Annotated in this window: 23 protein-coding genes; 2 read left to right on the forward strand and 21 right to left on the reverse strand. The window is 36.8% G+C overall.

What is annotated here, in order from left to right:
• Positions 1 to 274 precede the first annotated feature (274 nt).
• The 6 genes from BGO88_RS10655 to BGO88_RS10680 form a co-directional block, all read right to left on the reverse strand.
• Positions 275 to 574: a hypothetical protein gene (locus tag BGO88_RS10655; RefSeq protein ID WP_286706863.1), complete on the reverse strand. Its 300-nt coding sequence runs from the start codon at positions 572 to 574 to the stop codon at positions 275 to 277.
• A gap of 76 nt (positions 575 to 650) precedes the next feature.
• Positions 651 to 1,337 carry a nuclease-related domain-containing protein gene (locus BGO88_RS10660; RefSeq protein WP_286706864.1) on the reverse strand — a complete coding sequence of 229 codons (687 nt, stop codon included), beginning with the start codon at positions 1,335 to 1,337 and terminating at the stop codon, positions 651 to 653.
• A gap of 213 nt (positions 1,338 to 1,550) precedes the next feature.
• Entirely contained in the window at positions 1,551 to 2,270 is a 720-nt protein-coding gene (locus BGO88_RS10665; RefSeq protein WP_286706865.1) for a DUF4377 domain-containing protein, read from the reverse strand.
• 115 nt (positions 2,271 to 2,385) lie between these two features.
• On the reverse strand, positions 2,386 to 2,946 hold the full coding sequence (locus BGO88_RS10670; protein WP_286706866.1) for a DinB family protein: 561 nt from the start codon (positions 2,944 to 2,946) through the stop codon (positions 2,386 to 2,388).
• 50 nt (positions 2,947 to 2,996) lie between these two features.
• Positions 2,997 to 3,530: a Crp/Fnr family transcriptional regulator gene (locus tag BGO88_RS10675; protein ID WP_286706867.1), complete on the reverse strand. Its 534-nt coding sequence runs from the start codon at positions 3,528 to 3,530 to the stop codon at positions 2,997 to 2,999.
• Positions 3,531 to 3,553: 23 nt separating this feature from the next.
• Positions 3,554 to 3,955, reverse strand: a complete 402-nt coding sequence (locus tag BGO88_RS10680; RefSeq protein WP_286706868.1) for a GNAT family N-acetyltransferase — start codon at positions 3,953 to 3,955, stop codon at positions 3,554 to 3,556.
• Positions 3,956 to 4,145: 190 nt separating this feature from the next.
• On the opposite strand from BGO88_RS10680, the gene BGO88_RS10685 reads away from it, so the two are divergent.
• Positions 4,146 to 4,793, forward strand: coding sequence for an NAD(P)-dependent oxidoreductase (locus BGO88_RS10685; protein ID WP_286706869.1), 648 nt, complete (start codon positions 4,146 to 4,148; stop codon positions 4,791 to 4,793).
• A gap of 35 nt (positions 4,794 to 4,828) precedes the next feature.
• Here the strand turns inward: BGO88_RS10685 and BGO88_RS10690 are convergent, their stop codons facing one another.
• The 13 genes from BGO88_RS10690 to BGO88_RS10750 all read right to left on the reverse strand — a co-directional run bounded on the left by BGO88_RS10690 (position 4,829) and on the right by BGO88_RS10750 (position 19,294).
• A complete protein-coding gene (locus tag BGO88_RS10690) occupies positions 4,829 to 5,917 on the reverse strand; it encodes an agmatinase family protein (RefSeq protein WP_286706870.1) in 1,089 nt (362 codons plus the stop codon).
• Positions 5,918 to 5,960: 43 nt separating this feature from the next.
• Positions 5,961 to 7,241: a kynureninase gene (kynU, locus tag BGO88_RS10695; RefSeq protein ID WP_286706871.1), complete on the reverse strand. Its 1,281-nt coding sequence runs from the start codon at positions 7,239 to 7,241 to the stop codon at positions 5,961 to 5,963.
• A gap of 258 nt (positions 7,242 to 7,499) precedes the next feature.
• The gene (locus BGO88_RS10700) at positions 7,500 to 7,673 is read right to left on the reverse strand and encodes a hypothetical protein (protein WP_286706872.1); all 174 of its coding nucleotides are present in this window, start codon (positions 7,671 to 7,673) and stop codon (positions 7,500 to 7,502) included.
• Positions 7,674 to 7,713: 40 nt separating this feature from the next.
• On the reverse strand, positions 7,714 to 8,763 hold the full coding sequence (gene queA / locus BGO88_RS10705; protein ID WP_056072391.1) for a tRNA preQ1(34) S-adenosylmethionine ribosyltransferase-isomerase QueA: 1,050 nt from the start codon (positions 8,761 to 8,763) through the stop codon (positions 7,714 to 7,716).
• 173 nt (positions 8,764 to 8,936) lie between these two features.
• Complete coding sequence (aroA, locus tag BGO88_RS10710) at positions 8,937 to 10,163, reverse strand: 3-phosphoshikimate 1-carboxyvinyltransferase (protein ID WP_286706873.1); 1,227 nt, start codon at positions 10,161 to 10,163, stop codon at positions 8,937 to 8,939.
• 14 nt (positions 10,164 to 10,177) lie between these two features.
• Entirely contained in the window at positions 10,178 to 10,504 is a 327-nt protein-coding gene (locus tag BGO88_RS10715) for a nucleotide pyrophosphohydrolase (RefSeq protein WP_056072385.1), read from the reverse strand.
• Between the two features lie 3 nt (positions 10,505 to 10,507).
• Positions 10,508 to 12,457 (reverse strand): DUF3858 domain-containing protein, encoded by a 1,950-nt coding sequence (locus BGO88_RS10720; protein ID WP_286706874.1) that lies wholly within the window; start codon positions 12,455 to 12,457, stop codon positions 10,508 to 10,510.
• Positions 12,458 to 12,470: 13 nt separating this feature from the next.
• On the reverse strand, positions 12,471 to 14,378 hold the full coding sequence (locus tag BGO88_RS10725) for a DUF3857 domain-containing protein (RefSeq protein ID WP_286706875.1): 1,908 nt from the start codon (positions 14,376 to 14,378) through the stop codon (positions 12,471 to 12,473).
• A gap of 49 nt (positions 14,379 to 14,427) precedes the next feature.
• Positions 14,428 to 14,880: a D-aminoacyl-tRNA deacylase gene (gene dtd / locus BGO88_RS10730; RefSeq protein WP_286706876.1), complete on the reverse strand. Its 453-nt coding sequence runs from the start codon at positions 14,878 to 14,880 to the stop codon at positions 14,428 to 14,430.
• A gap of 185 nt (positions 14,881 to 15,065) precedes the next feature.
• Entirely contained in the window at positions 15,066 to 16,028 is a 963-nt protein-coding gene (rsgA, locus tag BGO88_RS10735) for a ribosome small subunit-dependent GTPase A (RefSeq protein ID WP_101470677.1), read from the reverse strand.
• A gap of 97 nt (positions 16,029 to 16,125) precedes the next feature.
• Positions 16,126 to 17,211: a bifunctional 3-deoxy-7-phosphoheptulonate synthase/chorismate mutase type II gene (locus BGO88_RS10740; protein WP_286706877.1), complete on the reverse strand. Its 1,086-nt coding sequence runs from the start codon at positions 17,209 to 17,211 to the stop codon at positions 16,126 to 16,128.
• 56 nt (positions 17,212 to 17,267) lie between these two features.
• Positions 17,268 to 18,452 carry a pyridoxal phosphate-dependent aminotransferase gene (locus tag BGO88_RS10745; protein ID WP_286706878.1) on the reverse strand — a complete coding sequence of 395 codons (1,185 nt, stop codon included), beginning with the start codon at positions 18,450 to 18,452 and terminating at the stop codon, positions 17,268 to 17,270.
• An 11-nt stretch (positions 18,453 to 18,463) separates the two neighbouring features.
• A complete protein-coding gene (locus BGO88_RS10750) occupies positions 18,464 to 19,294 on the reverse strand; it encodes a prephenate dehydratase (protein WP_286706879.1) in 831 nt (276 codons plus the stop codon).
• A gap of 343 nt (positions 19,295 to 19,637) precedes the next feature.
• On the opposite strand from BGO88_RS10750, the gene gldA reads away from it, so the two are divergent.
• On the forward strand, positions 19,638 to 20,534 hold the full coding sequence (gene gldA / locus BGO88_RS10755) for a gliding motility-associated ABC transporter ATP-binding subunit GldA (protein ID WP_286706880.1): 897 nt from the start codon (positions 19,638 to 19,640) through the stop codon (positions 20,532 to 20,534).
• A gap of 6 nt (positions 20,535 to 20,540) precedes the next feature.
• Here the strand turns inward: gldA and BGO88_RS10760 are convergent, their stop codons facing one another.
• Positions 20,541 to 21,305: a head GIN domain-containing protein gene (locus BGO88_RS10760; RefSeq protein ID WP_286706881.1), complete on the reverse strand. Its 765-nt coding sequence runs from the start codon at positions 21,303 to 21,305 to the stop codon at positions 20,541 to 20,543.
• 6 nt (positions 21,306 to 21,311) lie between these two features.
• The gene (locus BGO88_RS10765; RefSeq protein WP_286706882.1) at positions 21,312 to 22,403 is read right to left on the reverse strand and encodes an acyloxyacyl hydrolase; all 1,092 of its coding nucleotides are present in this window, start codon (positions 22,401 to 22,403) and stop codon (positions 21,312 to 21,314) included.
• Between the last annotated feature and the right edge of the window lie 16 nt (positions 22,404 to 22,419).

The raw sequence follows: 22,419 nt of genomic DNA on the forward strand, positions 1-22,419 counted from the left end.
TTATTTCGTAATTATATAAACGCTGATAAATATAATTAACTTTAGGATACTGCAACCATCAGATAATTTGAAAATAGAAATCGGACAAAAAGAATTGCCGCAAAGAATTAAAAATGCAAATTCTATATTGAAACAACTTAATCCTCCTTTTTGCGTTTTTCCATTTCGTCATACATTCTATTCAAAAAACTATTTAAGCTACTTTGATCCATGTTGGATAATGAAAACTCTATTTCTCCAAAGTAACTAACAATTTTCAAATATCGATTTTGGATTATAAAAAAAAACAAGCGGAAATTATGCTCAGGGCAACGAGTATAAGCACCAGAATAAATACCTCTTCATCATACCGGGGATTTAAATTTTGATACGCTACAAATGTCATTATCAGAAAAAAAACAGTCAGTAGTTTATAGTATAATTTTTTACGCCTGATAACCTGATGAGAAACGATATGTTTAAGAAGCAAATCTTTGTTTGCCTCAACATTTCTCTGAAATATTCGATGGGTGGTCAGCGTAATAGAATTATCATCTGAAGTCATCAGGACTTTTTCATTTGGAAATGTCTGCATAGTAGGTTTTTTTAATTAAACAAGCTTATGTATTCCGATCCGATTCTTTACGGTTGACCGTAAAATAAAAATCCTTTTATCCAAATATCCTATCCTTACCCAACATGTCCCTCACATTTTCAATGTGCTGCCATTGAACTTCCGGACTTTCTCCATTGTTAACGGCTTCCTGCAACACTTTTACCACTTCATGCTTATTGGTGTATTGCGCGGGTTCGTTGTTTGCGATGATAATTCTCATGGCTTCAATTACCCGTTCCGGCTTTACTAAAAAAGTTCCTTTAGGTACAAAACTGACATCTTTTAATATACAGTCACCATAGAATACGATTATGGAATAAAAAGGTATGTTTTCAAACTGCGTAAGCTTTTTTCTTAAGTCGGATATATGCTTATTGTTTTGCAGAATGGGATTATAGAATCGGTATTTTTGTTGTCCGTAAGCCAATATCTGAGTCCATTGCGATTGATAACCAGTACCAAAAATCCAACCGCTATAGTCTTTTACTTCAAAGACAATTATTCCCACTTTGGTCGCAACTACCAAATCAATCTGAGAAAAATTCCCATTGTGCTTTTTTATATACAGGTCGTGAAAAATAGTCTGTTCCGGTATTCCGGAACGTTTGAGTATGGAAACTAAATTTCTTTCCGACCTTGTCCCTCTTTTAGGTTCCGAACTGATTTCAAATGATTTTCTGTCTTTTTTTATAAAGGCTATAAAAAAGACTATGATGAAAAATATGACTATCCCAATTTCCATAAACAATTCATTCCTCTTACAAAGACATGATCAATTACAAGTTTAGTTCAGAACAAACATATAGGTAATTCACTATAATTCATTACGGCTTTCCACAAAGGTGTATAAACCGGAAAGTTGTATGCGTAAATATTCTGTGTCATTTCAATAAAAAAACCTCCCGAAGCTCAAAATAGCTCCAGGAGGTTGTTGTACTTTGTTGCAAAAAGGGTTTTATTCCAGTGGCGACATTCCAAACATCAATACCAATTTATCTCCCTGGTATAGGTTTAGGGTTTGGTCTGCAATGTCATATCTGAAAGTAGTATCGGTTAGCATTTTTAATAAAGTTCCTTCCAGTTTGTTTTTGTTTTCATCCGGACACGCCATTAGTGTGCTGGCAATTTTTGAGAAAGAGATTTTGTCTTTTGTCAATTCAAAACCTCCGGAAATTCTGTTACATCCTGCAGAACCGGCTATTCTTTTACCATCGGTCTGGAAAATAAGATAGGCTGATGAAGCTGGCGGCATGGTTCCGTTTATTTGGATCAGGTTCCATTTGTGTTTGGTAATGAAAGCCAGTTCGGTAGCTGCTTCATTTGTTATTTTTTCTTTTTTGATGATTTTTTTCAATTTGTAGGTATAGGCACTGGCATCTGCCGGAATGTTTTTTCTTTTGGTTCTCTTCACGTCAATTACATATCGGTAACCCGGAGTATACTCAAATCCTTCGATTTGATCGTAGAAAAATTCCCAGTCCTTACTCTTTTTATACTTTACCTGATAGCAGTTTTGAGGAGCAACACCCGTACAGCTTGCCAATTCTTCTTTGATGGTCATTCGTATTTTTTCTGCTTTTGCCTGTGTTGAAAGCAAGGCAAAACCAAGCAATAGCAATAGCGTTTTTAAAGAGAAAATCTGTTTCATTTTGTTTGAGCTTTTAAATGTTTTCATAACTGTTTATATTATTTTGCAACACACAAGACAAACTTCATGCCGTAATTTCACAATCAATAAAAAATAATCACTTTAACTTTTTCTTATCAGTGCTTTATAACTTTTCTAAAAATCAAAATTTAGAGTCGATAGTCTGTAAAACTCTTTGTGCCTGTTGAATATGTCTTTCATTATGATAAATAAGAAACCGGAATGTGTCACCTAATTTTAACTTAATCAAATTTGAGATACTGATACTGGTTTTGGTTTTGTTAAGACTCACTTTTTCAGCATCTGCAAGCAAAGCAAGCAGTTTGTTTTGCTGACTTATGAATATTTGGAGTACGCTCCCATCTAATTTACTGTGAATAGGATTCATATTTTTAAAAGTTTTCATCCTGTTCAGCTTTGCTTTCGGGAGCATGCTTTCTGCGAAATGATTCCCTAATAGCCCGCTTTTAAATTGTGGCTCTGGCGCGGAATGGGATGCATTGATTCGTTTTTGAATTTCAGGCAGGTAGAATTTGCCATATCGATTGAGGTGTTCAATACATTCAAGAACGCTCCAGCTATCTGGCGTTAGCCTGGTGTTAAGTGATTTTTGTGGTTGTTTTTCAAGCAATTCGGCATATTGCATATGGCTCTTTACCTGCTCAATTAGTTGCTGCAGCAGTTGGGATGTTTCAATCTTCATTTTTTTAGGACAAAGTTCTTGGGAACCTGAAAAAAAATTCTTGATTGAACTCAAGATTTTTTGAGCCTGGATAAGGTTTCGGCCGTCATGCGCAGGTAATTCGCAATATGTTTGTTGGGGATTTCCTGAAACAATTGCGGGCTCCGTTTGAGAACTCTTTCATAACGCTCCCGCGGTGATTGGACCAAAAGGTCTTTTTCTCTTTCAATTTGCTGCAGTACCAAATCTTCCAATATTTCAAGCCAAATCTTAAGATTTTCCGGATTACTGTTAATGAAAGTCATGAACTTTTCTTTGGAAATAATTTTGACTGTTGTTTTTTTGATTGCCTGTATATAAAAATCTGATGGTTTTTGTGTAAAGAATGAATCGAGTGCAACAACAATATTATTTTGATATCCGAAACGAACAATACGTTCTTCTTCTCCATCCGTGATAAAAATCCTCAGGCTTCCGCTCTCTATAAAATAAATATGCGTATCTGCACTGCCACCTTTTTTCAGAAATTGATTTCTTTCGACTGTCACCGTTTTTTCAAACAAACTGCCTATATCAAACTTCTCTATGATTATTGCCTTACTCATGTTATAGTACTAAAAGCGGATTACTATACAACTTTCAGAGCCATACCTCTGGAATGTGGCAAGGTGTCCTTAAAACCAAATTTTTCATACAAATGATTGGCATTACCATCAGCCAATAAACTTACATAGCACGATTTTGGCAATTGAGTTTGTATGAAATTGGATATCTGTTCCATAATTATTTTTCCTATACCTTGCCCCTGGTATTCCGGAAGTACACAAATATCTACAACCTGGCAGAAGCATCCTCCATCGCCAATAATCCGTCCCATGCCTACGATTGTTTCTTCTTTTTTTATCATTACTGAATAAACCGAATTTTGGAGTCCTATTGTTGCAGCTTCTATATCTTTACCTGAAAGTCCCGATTTTACACGAAGTTCCCGATAGATTTCTATCGGAATATTGTTTTCTATGATTTCCATTCTATTGAGTATTAAGGCAAAAGTTTTTAATTTACTTGTATAAGTTATGACTACCTTCTACATTTGTATTATTAAAATCTCTTTATAAAATATTGATTTTTAGCGAGAGCTTATGCTTTTGCCGGCCTGTTTATCCAAAAATGATAATTTCAGGCTAAGTTACTATTTTCAAAATTTTATAAAGAACAAAATGAAACAAGATATAAAAATAGCCGTCATTGGCGGTACCGGAAAATCCGGCAAATACCTCGTCAGAGCATTAATCAATCAGGGCTATACTTTCAAGCTTCTGTTACGGAACCCAAAGAATTTTCAATCAGATTATCCCAATGTAGAAGTTATTATTGGTGATGCTTCTGATTATAATTCAATAGTCCACGTAATAAAAGGTTGCGATGCCGTAATCAGCACTCTGGGATTAGGCATTCCTCCCAGCGAACCTACTTTATTTAGCAAAGCGACAGCCAACATTCTTGAGGCGATGCAACATTTCAATATGCAACGTTATATTGTAACGACCGGATTGAATGTCAACACTCCGTCTGACAGAAAAGGACAAAAAGCAACATTTGCTACTAACTGGATGTATGAAAACTTTCCGGTGTCAACAACAAACAAACAATTGGAATATGAGCTTTTAGCCAAAAGTGAGCTAAACTGGACTTTAGTGCGACTTCCGCAAATTGAGCTTGTTGATGAAAAAACTCCAATTGCGGTGAATCTTGAAGATTGTCCGGGTGATAAAATCAGTGCTGCAAGTCTGGCGGATTTTCTTATTGGACAACTAAGTGATAAAACATTCCTTAAAAAAGCACCTTTTATTGCGAATTTACCTTAAACAAAAAAGCGGGCTAATAGCTCGCTTTTTAATTCTTATCTGTTGAATTTAATCTTTTGTCCTACCGGAAGTCCATTATTTTTGGCTAAAACACCACACATATGGAAAAGCATTCTGGCTCCAACGTTCCCGTCCCAATCATCATCCCCCGGAGCTACTTCTACCAAATCAAACCCGATGATTTCCTTACCGCTTTCTCCCAGCTTGCTTAAAAGATAAGCGGCCTGTTCAAAAGAGAATCCGCCCGGAACCGGTGTTCCCGTATTTGGGCAATACCATGGATACATACCGTCAATATCAAAACTGATGGCTACTTTTTGCGGAAGTGCTGCAATAATAGCTTCGCACTGCTGTTCCCAGGTTTTGCCTGTAAACGTCTCCGTTTTTAAATCCATATCAGTATGAACCAACACACGATTTCCTTGTTCGAAAGCCGTTTCCACTTCCTGCTGACAGAAATCGCGTATTCCTACCTGTACAATTTTGGTAATTTCTGGAATTTGTAAGGCATTGTACATAATTGAGGCATGGGAATAAGTAAAGCCTTCGTAGGCAATTCTCAAATCCATGTGGGCATCCAGATGCAGTAAGCCAAACTCGTTATGTTGAGTGGCCAGTGCTTCGTAATAGCCTAATGGCGTAGAGTGGTCACCACCTAAAAGTGCAACTTTTTTGCCTTTTTTAGTCCAGTATAATACTCTTTCCTTTACTTCTTCTTTCAGATTTTTACAAACCTTGTTGATTTTATCCAGGTCTGACTGCAATCCCGGAAGGCTTTCGATAACCTCGCCACTTTCCAGAGCCTCGATTATAGGCTGTGCCAAACTTTTATACTTTTCGCTTTCCTTTGCCCATTTTTCTGTCTGCTCGGTTTGGTCAAGATAGATTCCCAGTTTCCACAATTCCGGAAATTCCTGATGGTGTAAATCTACCTGAAACGATGCATCCAAAATGGCATCAGGACCTTCAGAAGCTCCGGCTCCATAACTCACCGTTACTTCCCAAGGCACAGGAATGATAATGATTTCACTGTCTTCGGCAGAAAATGGAAGTCCAAAGATGCTGGCATCTGCCAAACCCGGCTGACTTGGGTCAAAGTTTTTTATAATTTGTTCTTTTGTCATGATTTATTTTTTGAAAGCCGAAACAAATCGGTTCTTAGCTTTTTTATTTGTGAGATAGTATTCCTTGCTTCAATATCTGTCCGAATTCATACATGTCTTCGAAAGAGCAATATAACGGAACCGGTGCTAAACGGATTACGTTTGGTTCTCTCCAGTCTGTTATGACACCGTTTTTCATCAGATAGTCAAACAGGGCTCGTCCTTCGCCATGCAGAAATACGGATAGTTGGGAAGCTCTTTCTTCCGGGTTTTCCGGAGTAATGATTTCAAATGTACTGTCGACTTCTTTGTCGATTTCATGCAGGATAAATTCCAGATAGGAAGTTATCTTATTTCGTTTTTCAATGAGGGCATCCATTCCTACTTCGGCAAACATTTCAACCGAAGCCAAATAAGGCGCTAAAGACAATATAGGAAGGTTGCTTATCTGCCAACCGTTTGCTCCGGTTTCAGGAGAAAATTTTGGCTCCATCAGGAAGCGCCTTTCTTTGTTGTGTCCCCACCATCCGGCAAAACGATTAAGTTCGTAGTTGTCGTGGTGCATTTCATGGACGAAACATCCTGAAGCATTTCCAGGGCCTGAATTCATGTATTTATAACTGCACCAGGCTGCAAAATCTACATCCCAGTCGTGCAATTCGAGTTTTATATTTCCGGCAGCATGTGCCAAATCCCAGCCTACATAGGCTCCGACTTTGTGTCCGGCTTCTGTTATGGTCTTAATATCGAATACCTGTCCGGTATAATAGTTTACACCTCCAATCAATACCAAAGCTATTTCTTCGCCTAATTCTTCAATTTTGGCAAGTATATCTTCGAGACGGATGTTGTGTTCTCCTTCTCTTCTTTGCAGTTCTACGATAGCGTCATCCGGATTGTAACCGTGAAAACGTACCTGGCTTTGCAACATGTATTGGTCACTTGGAAAGGCTTTTGCCTCACAAAGTATTTTGTATTTTTTTTCGGTTGGGCGATAGAAAGATACCATCAGAAGGTGAAGGTTTACCGTCAGGGTATTCATCACGGAAACTTCAGACGGAAGCGCTCCTACAATTTTACTTAAGGGTGCCGCAAATCTTTCATGGTAATCCCACCACGGCTTTTCTGCATAGAAATGCCCCTCTACAGCCAGCTTTGCCCAATCATCCATGACTTCATCTATATAGGCTTTGGTTCTTTTAGGCTGCAATCCTAAAGAGTTTCCTGTAAAATAGATTACTTTCCTTCCATTTACCTGTGGAAAAAGAAACTCATTTCTGTAGTGGTGCAGTTTGTCTTGCGAATCCAGTTCTTGTGCAAATTCGCGGGTATTTTGAAAGGTCATTGGTTGTTTTTTAGATGGGCGTAAAAATAGGAAAAAAGATTGATTTTGGAAAGATTTGAGTAGTATGGTGATTGGTTTGAAGTTAGAAAAAAGTAGGTTTTTGGATGCCGAATGGAAGAGATTATATTGTTTTTTTGGTTAAGGGACGAATTTGTTTGGACGCAGATTGAAACGGATTTCGCGGATTAACGCGGATTTTGAGAGAACTTATGCGGGTAGTTTAGTCCGGAATTAGTTTTTTGCCGCAGATTGGGATGATTATGTTGTTTGGGATAAAAGGCTGATTTTGTTTGGACACGGATTGAAACGGATTTCGCGGAGGGTCGCAGATTTTTGAGAGAACTTGTGTGGTAGTTTAATCAGGGAGCAGATTCTGGCATGGGTTAGGATGATTACGGAATAGGATTCGTTGGAAATAAAAAATCTCGTCATTACTGACGAGATTTTGATTTTTTATAGTTAGAAATTCTGATTACAGAATTAGCATGGCATCACCGTAAGAATAGAATCTGTATCCTTCTTTGATGGCTTCTTCATATGCTTTTTTCATAAGGTCATGTCCTGTGAAAGCCGAAATCATCATTAAAAGAGTTGATTTTGGTGTGTGGAAGTTTGTAATCATGCAGTCTGCAATACTAAAATCATGCGGAGGGAAAATAAATTTATTTGTCCAGCCATCGTATGGATTTAATGTTTTTGCAGAAGAAACCGAACTTTCAATTGCACGCATAGAAGTAGTTCCTACAGCGCATACTTTTTTCTTGTTTGCTTTTGCTTTATTAACGATATCACAGGCTTCCTGAGTAATTTTCAATTCTTCAGAATCCATTTTGTGCTTGGAAAGGTCTTCTACCTCAACCGGGTTGAAAGTTCCTAATCCGACGTGCAACGTTACTTCAGCAAAATCAATTCCTTTGATTTCCAACCTTTTCAATAAATGTTTTGAAAAGTGCAAACCTGCTGTTGGTGCAGCTACCGCTCCTTCTTCTTTGGCATAAATTGTCTGGTAACGTTCTGCATCTTCCGGAGTCACTTCACGGTTGATGTATTTTGGGATTGGAGTTTCTCCAAGCTCTGTCAGCTTGTTTCTGAATTCTTCGTAAGAACCGTCGTAAAGAAAACGAAGTGTTCTTCCTCTTGAAGTCGTATTATCGATAACCTCTGCAACTAATGAGTCATCGTCTCCAAAATATAGTTTGTTACCAATTCTGATTTTACGGGCCGGGTCAACCAAAACGTCCCAAAGTCTTTGCTCGGCATTTAATTCTCTCAACAAGAAAACTTCGATTCTGGCTCCTGTTTTTTCTTTATTCCCATAAAGTCTTGCAGGGAAAACCTTGGTATTGTTCAGTACCATTACGTCACCTTCTTCGAAATAATCGATTATGTCTTTGAACATCTTGTGTTCAATAGTTTTAGTTTTTCTGTTTACTACCATCAGACGGGATTCGTCTCTGTTTTCTGCCGGATATTCCGCCAAAAGTTCTTTCGGTAAATTGAAATTGAAGTGTGATAATTTCATAATAGGATTTTGATTTGAGGTATAAAACCGGCTTTCTGAAGGCCCTAAATTTTAAACCGGCTGCAAATATACGATGGTACGATAGGCGTTGTCAAGTGTTTTTGCTTTTATTTAGTCAGAAATTTTCATGTTGGTTACAGCGCAAAGTGTTGAAGCCTATAAACATTGGGATTTTAGATTTCACTCATCTGAAAACCAATGCACTTTATATCTTCCCAAAAATGAGGATAGGATTTTGAAACTACCCCGGCATCTTTTATGATTATTGGAACCTTTAATGCTAAAGGCGCAAAGGCCATCGCCATTCTGTGGTCATCATAGGTGGTTATTGAAACACCTGATTTTATTTCTTCTGACTTGCCTAATTCTAAGGTATCCTGGGTTACTTTTATTACAGCACCCAATTTTTCGAGTTCGGTTTTTAAAGCTTCCAGACGGTCTGTTTCTTTGATTTTTAGCGTATGCAATCCCGACAAATGACATGTTATTCCCAATCCGAAACAGGTCACGGCAATTGTCTGGGCAATATCCGGTGAGTCATTCAAATTCAGCTTCAGGGTTTCCACAATCCTGGCCGTACTCTTTTTTAGGATAATGGAGTTGCCCTCATAAATTGTGTCTACTCCCAATTTTCTATAAATCTCTACCAATACCGAATCGCCTTGAAGACTATGCTTCTTGTAGCTGGAGAGTTTTATTTCTGTTCCTGTTTCAGACAAAGCGGCTATCGCATAAAAATAGGAAGCCGAACTCCAATCTGATTCTACCGTGAGTTGGCGTGCCTGAATTTCTTTTTTGGACTGAATTGTAATTGTATTCTCTTTAAAATTTGTTTCAACGCCAATTTCCTCCAACAGCGCCAAAGTCATTTTGATGTAAGGTACTGATGTTATTTTTCCTTCCAATTGAAGTTCCAATCCATTTTCAAGTTTAGGTGCGATTAACAGCAAAGCCGAAATATACTGGCTGCTGATATTGGCCGGAAGCGAAACCTTATTTTTAGAAAGCTGCTGTCCATTGATTTTAATTGGCGGAAAACCTTCTTTCTCTTCGTAGGTAATGGAAGCTCCAAGCTGGTTCAAGGCATCAACTAAAATTTTAATGGGGCGTTCTTTCATTCTTGACGAGCCGGTCAGGATGACTTCCCTATTCTCCTGAGTTGCAAAATAGGCCGTCAGAAACCGCATTGCCGTTCCGGCATGATGTACGTCTATTACTGAATCTTTTGTATTGAGCGCTTTGGTCATCACTTCAGAATCATCAGAATTTGAAGTGTTTTTTAGAACAATCGCAGGATATAAAGCCTGTAGCAGTAGTAACCTGTTAGTTTCTGACTTGGATCCTGTTATCGAAATTTCAGATTTGACAGTGCAGGTTGCTGGCTTTAGACTTAGATTCATTTTATATTGATTTGCTATTTGAGTTTTTCGTTATTCTTGTGTCGGTCCTTATCTCTGTTTGATTTTAAGTCCATTTTTTTATCAAAAGCTTCCTGAAGATTGATTCCGGTTTGATTTGCCAGACACAAAACCACAAAAACCACATCGGCTAATTCTTCACCCAGGTCTTTGTTTTTATCTGATTCTTTTTCTGACTGTTCACCATAACGACGGGCTATGATACGGGCTACTTCTCCAACTTCTTCAGTGAGTTGTGCCATATTTGTAAGTTCATTAAAATAGCGAACTCCGTGTTCTTTTATCCAGTTGTCAACCTGAAGCTGTGCATTTTTTATTTCCATAGGTTATACTTTTTTAAGTACTACTTTTTCATTTTGTTTTTCCAGCATTTTCTTATAGAAATCTCTTAGCGTATGATAATAATCCGGCGGAATATTAGAATAATTCATATCCAATATTGTGGTGACCTGAACCTGATTTGCCGTTTTTATAATGTTGTATTTGAAAGAACCTATGTTACTTTCCATATAGATTGCAATAGGCTCCGGCATTGACTCCACTTCATATCCTTTAGGAATAGTGATCGTATATGAGTACTTGTCCTGATAAGGGAACATAAAATCTACCGGAAATTCTCTTACCTCATCCTTAAACGGATTTTCATGTCTTGCATAATGAAGCATTGGCGAGAAATAAATTTTATTTCCGATACGGTCTGCCAAGTTATTATTGACAAAACTAAAGGTTTCTATAATAGGTTTTGATAAATCATTGTCGTTAGTTGTTGTGTATTCTCCAACTTCAACCCCGCCATAACGCTTTTCCATTTCTTCGAGGTACTTGTCTTTCGAGGTTTTTAAATGAATTTCTCTAAAACCATAAGCATTGTAGTCAAAATATTGCGCCCTGATCTTTCCTTCAACTTTACCTTCTTCATCAATTGCCGCAATGACATTGACTATTTCTTTAGAGTTGCTTTTAGGTGCAAGGTCTACTTCTATAGAGGTCTTGTCGTTTCTTATCATTCTTCCAAGCCAGTTTAATGCCCGAAATGGCAAAATATTAGGCAAGGCATTTTTTGATGTGGCGTCTAACAGTATTTGCTGATTATTGTCAAGCTCAACCCCGGCAATAACATAATTATAGGCTGACGGTGCAGGATATACCGCAATTCCGTTTGAGCGTGTGCTGATTAATACCGGATTGGCTTTAAGCTCTGCATATCTCAGCATTGCTACAAGCATCAGGTTAATTTCAGCCACATTTCCTACTTTCTCTGCATATGCTTTTTTCACCCCAACATTACAATAATAACTGTTCTTTTCATTCCAGTTCATTCTGGTCTTAACATAGTCGAAAATTAGTTTTATTTTTTCTTCTCTCGATGTAACGCCTTTTATGATTGGTTCAATATCTTTTTCAAAATAGGATTTATAGTTTAGCTCATCTCCAAAATCTTTATGTTCATAGATATTCTTGGTTACTGATGCCCAATCTGCTGCATAATTTTTCAGCCCCTGATTTGGAAAATCTGTAGAGGCCAGTTCAAATTGCAGCATAGACCTGTAATTATCAATATTATTGACATATGATTCTTCTTTTAATGCTTTTACATTCTCAATGTTATAAACCGTCACCAGTTCATTAAATTTTTGGGCTGCTGCTGATGCCACTACCGAAGGTTTTTTGTTAACCTTGAGATAGCCTTTCATAAAAACGCTATAATTAAAGTATTGTGGTATGGCAATTCTATATTCTACATAATCTGCCGGAATAGGATATTGAAAATACCAATCGTTAAGAGAAGTCAGATAGGGTGTTCTCATTGTATATTTATACTCTATGACACTCCCTTCCTTCACGTTAGGCATTGTTATTTTTTTTAAGCTGTATATTTCATTGACTTTTTCTGTAAATTCTCCATCGCTCTTCAGCTTTGTTTTTTCAACCTTATCGCCAACCAGGTTATAGGTTACGGCATCGTCAAAAAACAATTTTATTTGCTTTCCGCCTGTATAATAAGGTATTTGTTCGTTAGCAAACTCATAACCTTCTTTTTTATATATCTTAATTTTTGTTGCGACTTCCGTAACAGCTACCCAATTTCCATCCATATCATAATCAAGATAAGTATTCCCTTTTTTAAACAGGATTGCCGCTACTGCTGATGTATCTTTAGGATGTACTTTCTCTTTTAATTCTTCCACAGTTACTTTTCCCAGTTCGCATTTTTTCTGTGCAAACAGGTTTAAAGCAAACAGGACGAAACAAATTGTAAAAATGTTTTTTTTCATGGTTGTCGGTCTATTAGTTTTTAACGAGTACTATTTTTGCGTTATCATTTTTGGCAATCTGCTCTCTGAATTTTCGGAAATTTTCGTAGTCTTTTTTGTCGTATAATCCGGGATTTATTTGATATATTCTTTTATAAATTAATTGACTTTCATTCAAAATGACATATTCTGTTTTATATTCCCCAAAAACACTTTTTATTTCTACGTCTTCAGGCTTTGCCTCAATAACAAAACTTTTTGGCAAATCTATAGTGACCTCATCATAATCATAATATCCTCTTGAAATTTCAAACGGGTTAGTTCTGTTTCGATAACGTTGGGGAACAGAAAATGATGGATTGTATGCATTTAACGCAAAAACCAATCTATTACCTGTCTTATTGGCATATCCTGCCGCTTCTAAAGAAATTTTTTCTGTAAACTCGATATTATCTTTATCATTGAATATATCTGTTTTTACAACCTTTAAATTATTTATATGATTAAAATAATTTTTATAGATTTTCTTTAAATCATCAATAGATTTTCCATTAATATTTAATTTTTTATCATATTGAATTCCCTTAGATTTAATTTCTAGTTTTCCCGAAATCATTCCATCCTCTGAAATGCTATAGTTACCTTTAGTAATTTGCGTATTATCTTTCGTTGCATATACATTTGTCCTGACAATTTCTCCTCCTTCGGGTTTAAGAACAAGTGCATTTCTATCGTCCGTGAAATCTCCTTGAAAACCAAAAGGTAATATTTGGCTTGTACATTCTAACCAAACATACTTTTCTTTATCAGGAATTGCCAAGATTACATGGTTACTTTGCATAGAAACAATATCCGGAATCACGCTTTTTTTATACCTATCTCCATATAGCCGTACATAATAAGACTCAACACCAACTACATCTAAAAGTGATTTTGTATAGTTGGTTAAAGCTTTACAATCACCATAACCTAATCTATCAACGTCTTTTGCCAACATTGGCTTCCAACCTCCAATTCCTTCTTGAATACTAACATACCTGACTTTTTCCTGGACATATCCATATACTATTTTGGCTTTTTTCAATGGGTCTTCTTCATTTCCTATTAAAGTTTTAATTTTAACTTTAGTTTCATCTGACAACTCGGATGTTCCTATCAAAATTTTATCCGTAAACCATTTTCCCATTTCCAACCAACTTTTTGCATTTCCATCAACTCCTTCCAAATGAAAATAATCCAATCCCATCATTACATTAGGCGTATAGGAATCAAATGAAGGAGAATAATCCTCTGTTTTGTAAGCCTGCATATTATTTGCAGTAAAAGAAACTCCATCTGTCTTAACCTCCTTTATAATATTATGATTGTCCAGCATATTGAATTCCTTGTATTTAAAGCCTAAATCAGATGGCGCTTTTATACTTATAGTTGATTTTTCCACGCTTACAGAAAAACCAGGAACCGGATACCATCTTGGAATAAAAGCTGTATTGGAGGTTTCCGTCTCGCTTGAAAAAACTACTGTGAAAGGATATTCAGTAGGAGTATAATCATAATGCAGCAACTTATTGTCTGTTATGATTGAACCTTCAGAAACTGAATTTTCTTTAAAGTCTTTTCTTTTTACTTTTTTTATTTCTTTCCCAAATGCATTATAGAATTGTGCCTCAATAGATTTGACACGCTCTCTACCTGAAAAATATTCATAAAGCCCCATATAGGACAATCCGTTTTCATTAAGAACAGTTACTATTCTTTTATTAGTCATTATCATTGACTTTCTGGAAGAAATAACAATGTTTTTTTGGTCCAAACGAATAACAGCGTTTGCGTTTTCTTTAAGTTCTGCAGGAATGTTCGCAACTGTATACTCAAGATCCTGTGCAACAGCTATTGTTGTGAAAAATAAAACAATAGTGAGGGGGAAAAGTAAATTTTTCATTAAATGTTAAATTTTTCCAAAAATAAAATAATAAAACTGATTTCCTAGCCTATTCTTTATTTTTTGTATCGATTACGATGGTAACCGGACCATCGTTAAGTAATGCCACTTTCATGTCGGCGCCAAACCTTCCTGTCTGAACTTTTTTGCCCAAATCTGCTTCCATCTGACTTATAAAATTCTCATATAAAGGAATAGCTATATCCGGCTTGGACGCTTTTATGTAAGATGGCCGGTTTCCTTTTTTAGTAGCGGCATGAAGTGTGAACTGGCTAACAATAATAATATCCCCGCCAATATCTTTAATGGATAGGTTCATGACATCATCCTCATCACCAAAAATGCGAAGGTTGGCAATTTTTGCTGAAAGCCATTGAATGTCTTCCTGGGTATCGGAATCTTCAAATCCAACCAGAACCAACAGTCCTGATTGTATTTCACTTACTTTTTCTCCTTCAATAGTTACGGAGGCATGGGAAACTCTTTGAATAACGGTTTTCATTTAGTGGATAGTTTATAGTGGACAGTTTATAGTGGACAGTTTATAGTGGATAATGGATAGTTGATAGTGAGTAGTTGATAGTGAGTAGTTACTCTATGACATGTGTCTTTTGACCTTAAGACTTCCGCCTTTATGACTTATCTACTTCATAACTATCGACTATAGATTATCAACTATCCACTAATCTAGTTTCCTGCTTTCTCGTCGGCGTAGTCGTCAGTACGATAATGTTCTTCGTCGCCTTCGAGTATTTGCAGATAGCTTCTGTAGCGTGACCAGGCAATTTCATCCTTTTCTAATGCTTCTTTAACGGCACAATGCGGTTCTTCCTTGTGAAGGCAATTATTGAATTTGCATTGGTCCTGTAAAGCAAAAAACTCAGGGAAATAACCGCTGACTTCCGATTTTTCCATATCTACAATCCCAAAGCCTTTGATTCCCGGTGTATCAATAATTCTTGCTCCAAATGACAAATCATACATTTCTGCAAATGTAGTCGTGTGTTGTCCTTGTCTGCTTTGTTCCGAAATTACGGATGTCTTAAGGTGCAGTGTTGGTTCTAAGGCATTGGCAAGAGTTGATTTCCCAACACCCGAATGACCGGAAAACATTGAAACCTTACCTATCATCATTTCTTTCAGCTTTTCCACTCCTTTTCCTTCTGTTGAAGAAACTCTCAGGCATTGATATCCTATATTGGAATATACATATTGCAGGTAAAGCTGCTCGTCAAGCATTGCCTCATCATAGGTGTCTATTTTATTAAAAACCAAAATAGTTTCTATGCCATAGGCTTCGGCAGTAACCAGAAAACGGTCAATAAAACTGGTTGTTGTGGGCGGATTATTTATCGTAACCAACAAAAAGACCCGGTCAATATTGGATGCAATAATGTGAACCTGCTTTGAAAGGTTAACCGACTTACGGACTATATAATTTTTGCGGTCGTGGATATTATGAATCGTTCCCGTGATTTTATCAGAACTCTTATCGAGTTCATAATCGACTATATCGCCTACTGCAATAGGATTGGTACTTTTGATTCCTTTCATTCGGAATTTGCCTTTAATCCTGCATTCGATAAAGTCTCCGCTTTCGGATTTCACGGTATACCAGCTTCCGGTAGATTTATAAACGGTTCCTGTCATTCACTTCAGTTTTCCTGATTTTATTAAATTTAAACGACAAAATTACTGTTTTACAACGGAACAATGTAATTTCATCATTTAAATTTAAAACTCACTTTTATCCGTTAATAATTTTTTCCTGGTGACTGATACTTTCCTGATGGATTGCTTTGAATATCTTTAAAATAAACTCTTCGCTCAAACCTTTTTCTTCGCCCTCCAATATCATTTTGCCCAAAATCTCATTCCATCTTTTGTTTTGAAGGACGGCTACGTTTTTTTCTTTTTTTAAGGCTCCAATCTTATCGGCAACCTTCATTCTTTTTCCTAAAATCTCAAGGATTTTTGCATCATACTCGTCTATATCCAAACGGAGCCTGTCCAGCCTCTGATTATAGTCTGAACCGTCTTCTGTTTCTTTCCTTACTTTCAGATTTTTGAAAATTTCTTTTAATTGTTCCGGAGTAACCTGCTGTTCGGCATCACTCCATGCATTATCAGGGTCATTATGGGTTTCAATTATTAGTCCGTCATAATTCAAGTCTAAAGCCTGTTGCGAAACTTCCTGAATCATTTCACGCTTGCCGGTAATGTGTGAGGGGTCACAAATTATAGGCAAATCCGGAAAACGGTTCTGCAATTCTATTGCCAATTGCCATTCCGGTATGTTTCTGTATTTTGTTTTTTCATAAGTGGAAAAGCCTCTGTGGATGACGCCCAGTTTTTTGATTCCTGCATTGTAAAGGCGCTCAATCCCTCCAAGCCACAAAGCCAAATCAGGGTTTACAGGGTTTTTTACTAAAACAATTTTGTCTGTATTTTTTAAAGCATCTGCAATTTCCTGTACCGCAAAAGGGTTTACAGTAGTTCTTGCCCCTATCCATAAAACATCTATATCATGTTCCAAAGCCAATTGGACGTGTGCAACATTGGCTACTTCTGTTGCCATTAAAAGACCCGTTTCTGCTTTGGCTTTCTGCAGCCATTTTAAACCTACTGTTCCAACACCTTCAAAACTTCCCGGTCGGGTTCTGGGTTTCCAAATTCCAGCCCTGTAAATACTAACATCAGAATCTTTCAATTCATGAGCTATTTTTAATACCTGTTCTTCCGTTTCCGCACTGCAAGGTCCTGCAATTATTAATGGATGTGACAATTTGAAATCGTCCAGCCACATTCTTAATTCTTTTGAATTTTTTTCCATTTTATCTTGAGTTTTTCGGCTCATGCCAAAATTAGTTATTTTATTTTTCAGGCTTATCAGTCCAGCCTATCAATTGCTTCCTGAATTTTTTCTTCCCGGATACATAACGAAAAACGAATGTATCCTTCTCCATTCTTTCCAAAAATGGTTCCCGGTGTAAGGAAAATGTTTTTTTCAATTAAAAATGTATCGATAAATGTTTCAGAAGACCGATTTCCAAAAGGTAATTTTGCCCATACAAACATGCCAACAGCTTCTTTATTAAAAGTACAGCCCAGTTTTTCTGCCAATTGAAAAATTAATTTTCTTCTTCTTTTATATATTTTATTTTGGGAATCAAACCATTCGCTTCCTAATTTCAAAGCTTCGATTGCTCCTTTTTGGATACCGTAAAACATGCCGCTATCCATATTGCTTTTTATTTTCAGGATGACATCGATGAACTCCTGTTTTCCGGAAACCATTCCTATTCGCCAACCGGACATATTAAAAGTTTTGCTCAAAGAATTTAATTCTAAAGCAACCTCCTTGGCTCCTTCTATCTGAAAAATCGAAATCGGATTATCATTCAGCACAAAACTGTATGGATTATCGTTGACCAAAACAATCTGATGTCTTTTTGCAAAAGCAACCAGTCTTTTGAAAAGTTCAAGATTTCCGCCAGTTCCGGTTGGCATATGCGGATAATTAATCCACATCAACTTGACTTTTGATAAATCTCTACTTTCCAGAGCTTCCAAATCCGGCATCCAGTTGTTCTGTTCTTTCAAATCATAAAAAACAGACTTTGCTCCAACAAGGTTTGTGACAGATGAGTAGGTTGGATATCCCGGGTCTGGTATCAGCACCTCATCTCCTTCATTCAAAAAGGCTAATGAAATATGCATTATTCCTTCTTTGGAACCCATTAAGGGTAAAATTTCAATATTGGGGTCTAATGCCACATCAAATTGAGATTTGTAAAAATCGGCTATTCCTTTTCTCAATTCCGGCAATCCCTGATAGCTTTGATATTCATGTGCTTTTTCATCTCCAAGAGCCTTAACCATCGCTTCAATTGCTTTTGGGGGTGGTGTTAAATCAGGGCTGCCTATCCCCATATTCAGCACGGGCTTCCCTTCAGAAATCATTTGGCGGACTTGTCGCAGTTTTGTAGAAAAATAATACTCTTCAACCGTTTCCAATCGTTTAGCAAATCCTTTCTTTTCTATTTTTTCTACCGTTAAAATATCCTCTGTCATCTTTTCGCGATTTAAATTGTATCTCCTTTTCTGTATTCTCCTAAAACTTTAAAATGCGTGGTCATCAATTCTACTATTGATTTTGCCTTTTCATAATGTTTGTACTTTTCAAAAGTCACATCCACAAAAAAGGAATATTGAAAGGGTGTTTCAATAATGGGCATCGACTGGATTTTTGTCAGGTTTAATTTGCAATTGTTCATAACATTTAAAATTGTAGCCAGACTGCCGGGTGTGTCGTCCAATTCAAATTTTATGGAGGCTTTATTGATTTCCGATTTTGGCAAAACCTTGTTCTGCGTCTTTAAGATTACAAACCGCGTCTTATTACTTTTTATGGTATGGATTCCGGAAGCCAGAATATCCAGGCCAAACATTTCAGCAGCAATCGGACTTGCGACAGCAGCAATCTTCTTCAATTGGTTTTCCTGAATCCGATGTGCCGTTTCAGCCGTATCACCACTTTCAACTAATTTTATATGGGGATATTTTTTAAAAAACTCTCCACATTGCAGCAAGGCGATTGGATGCGAATGAACTTCTTTTATGTCTTCTATTTTCTGACCTTTCAATACCATCAGGTTCATATTGATATTCAGATAATGCTCTCCAATAATGTGAAGGTTATTCCTGTCTATTAACGCATAATTAGGTATGATGGAACCTGCAATCGAATTCTCCAAAGCCATTACGGCATGCTGTGTTTTGTTTTCGACCAGGCTGTTAACTAAAGCATCAAACGACATGCATTCATCCAGCTCCAGATTTTCACCAAAATATTCTTTAGCAACCTGATGGTGGAATGAGCCTCTGATTCCCTGAATTGCAATTTTTGTTTCCATAAGTTTAGGCAAAAAAAAATCCCGATTTGCATCGGGATTTACTATTATTGATTTTAAATAATTTCTATTTAGATAACAACACGACAATCCCTTTCCTGTTTCCAGAAGTAAAAAGAGTTGCTAAAATAAAAACGGTTGTTTTGCATTTTTTTTGTCTTGCTATTCGGCTAAAGTAGAAATTTTTGTTTTACGTTTTACAAATTGAAACTTTTTTTAAGAAAAATTTTAGCTATAACGTTTGAGTAATGGTTCAAAAGACGTTTAATTTTCCCGCTATGCAATTCAACGAACATATACACGTTTTAATTATCCAATTTATTACTTTTGTTCAAAATCAAGAATCATGTCAATCGAAGTCACTTCCATTTCAAAAAATTACGGAGAGCAAAAAGCTTTGGATACTATTTCCTTTTCTATTCAAAAAGGTGAAATCGTGGGCTTTCTGGGGCCAAATGGTGCCGGAAAATCAACGTTGATGAAAATCCTTACTACCTTTATTACTGCTGATGAAGGACAGGCTTCTGTAAATGGATTTGACGTTTCAACGGCACAAAAGGAAGTACAAAAATCTGTTGGTTATCTGCCTGAACACAATCCTTTGTATCTTGATTTGTATGTGCGCGAATACCTGGCTTTCAATGCTGATGTGTATAAAGTTGCCAAATCAAGAATTGAGGAAGTAATTACGATGACCGGCCTGACTCCTGAAAGCCATAAGAAAATAGGGCAATTGTCTAAAGGTTACCGCCAGCGTGTTGGTCTGGCAACAGCCCTGCTTCACAATCCGGATGTTTTGATTTTAGACGAACCTACAACGGGTCTTGACCCAAACCAATTGGTAGAAATCAGAGATTTGATTAAAAATATCGGAAAAGACAAAACCGTTTTCTTATCTACGCATATTATGCAGGAAGTAGAAGCTATTTGTGACCGTGTCATTATTATTAATCATGGAAAGATTGTTACAGACAAAAAACTGACTAATCTTAAAAATGAAGAGGAGCAGGTTATTGAAGTTGAATTTGACCATACTGTAGAAGAGCAACTATTAAGGTCGTTACCCAACCTGGTTACTTTAACCAATACTCATGATATGACCTGGGAGCTGACCTTTTCAACTTCAAAAGATATGCGTCCTACAATTTTTGATTTCGCCCACGACAACGGACTTAAAACGTTACAGCTTAATCTGAAGAGCAAGAATCTGGAAGCTATTTTCAGAGATGTTACTAAGAAATAATACTTCTTACGGATATACCAAACGTCCCTGGTAAAGCTGCGTAACCTCGATTACAGGCGGCACGTTTTTTAAAACAACATTGCCTGTACTGTATATGGTTCCAGAAATTTTATCTGTCGGTCTTACAATGATGTCGTTTGAGCTTCTGTGGAAAACATGAACTTCTTTTGCGGTCAAATCAGAACCGTCAAATCTGGCATTACCATTATAAAAACCAATATATAAAGCCTGAGTAGTACCTGATACCGCAAAATAAGAATCCTTATTATCTTCTATTGTTAGTTGATTACAATTTACCTCCACTTCAAAAGTTCCGGAAGCTGTATCGCTAAACATTCCTGATTGCAGGCTAAGGGATGGAAAACCCAAAACACCATCGGATTTTACTCCAAATTGTGAAGACGAATATACGTTTATTAGTGTTGGAGTTGTTACATAAACCTGAGTCGTATTGTAATCGCGAACCCAGTTGCAACCATTGGAATTCCGGAGAAAAAGTTCTTCATTCTGAACTTCAGCTGTAATTCCTCCAAGCAAATTTTCTCCTGTTTTTACAACTACTTTTTTTTCAGGACCTTGTTTTATAATCAATTCAATCCCTTCTCCTATATTGATTTTCTTAAAATCGTTAACCACAAATTCTCTTGTAATTGGAGTCCCTGAGGTCTGAAAGCAATCATTTGCATTTTCCGAATCGCATGACAAAAAAGCTATCGAAAACAGGACAATTATTCTTGTGGTTATTTTGGCTTTCATCATACTTCTATCCATTACTGTTTATAAACGAACTCCCAATGCAAATTCTAATGCTTCCGCCTTTGCGGCATGGGTCTTTAAAGCGACACCCATAAAAATTTCATCTGCCAAATAATATTTAAGTCCCAATCTCTGATAAATTGGAGGCAGATAATCCAACGGAGCATAGGCATAATATCCGAATTGTGTTTCTAACGAGAGCCTATTCACAAAAAGCTCATGACCAACAAATATCCCGCCTTTCCGATAATCTGTATCAGGACTGACGTTTAAATTCGGGTCTGCAGCAATTCGTTTTACGGTTTCTTTTAAATATTTATAGATAAAGAGATCTGCTCCAATATGGATGGCACTTATACGGCTCAACCTCTTATCTGCATAAACAGAAAATACATAAAAAGGAAATTGGCCGCTGCCTACCAAATCGCTTTCATTAAATCCGGTTCTGAAAACCAGATTGTAGCGTATGGGCTCTGTATATCTGACAGAATCTTTATGTTCAATATACTGAAGCGGTTCTTTACTTTCAAAATCATATACCGCTCCTATATTAAGTGCCAGAGTATTTGTACTCTTATTGGGTGTTCTCAAATTCGCATTGGAATGGTGGAAAAAAGACAATCCGGCCTGAACACCTAATCCGTTCCAGATTTTTTCTTTTTTATAGTTAAGCATAAAATAGGTAGCTGGCATCCAATGTGTTCCATAAGCCTGATTTTCCGGATTGGTTACGGCGTCGTATGGATTGGTATTATAGGCAACTCCTTGTGCAATCCTGAACATCAGGTTTCTTTGAAAAAAGTAAAAATTATAATGCCCGTATAAGCCATAAAAATGCCCTAAAGCTTCATAATTCATATTTTGATATTGGAACGAGAGACCATAATCCGGATAGTTATATCTTGACTGCCATGGTTTTTCACCGTAGGTTTTCCTGTTAAGGCTTATCAGTATTCCTTCCTGTCTTTTATCTGTGAACTGTGAGATTTCCTCGGTATGCTTTAAAATCTTTCCATAAAAATTATTGATATCAAGAGTGTATTTGCTGTTTCCCTCTTGAGAAAAGCACAGTACAGGCAACAGATATAACAGGTAAAAAAATTTGTTCGTCATGTGTTTGTAAAAATGT

It is taken from the genome of Flavobacterium sp. 38-13 (assembly GCF_001899155.1).
Taxonomy (GTDB): Bacteria; Bacteroidota; Bacteroidia; order Flavobacteriales; family Flavobacteriaceae; genus Flavobacterium; species Flavobacterium lindanitolerans.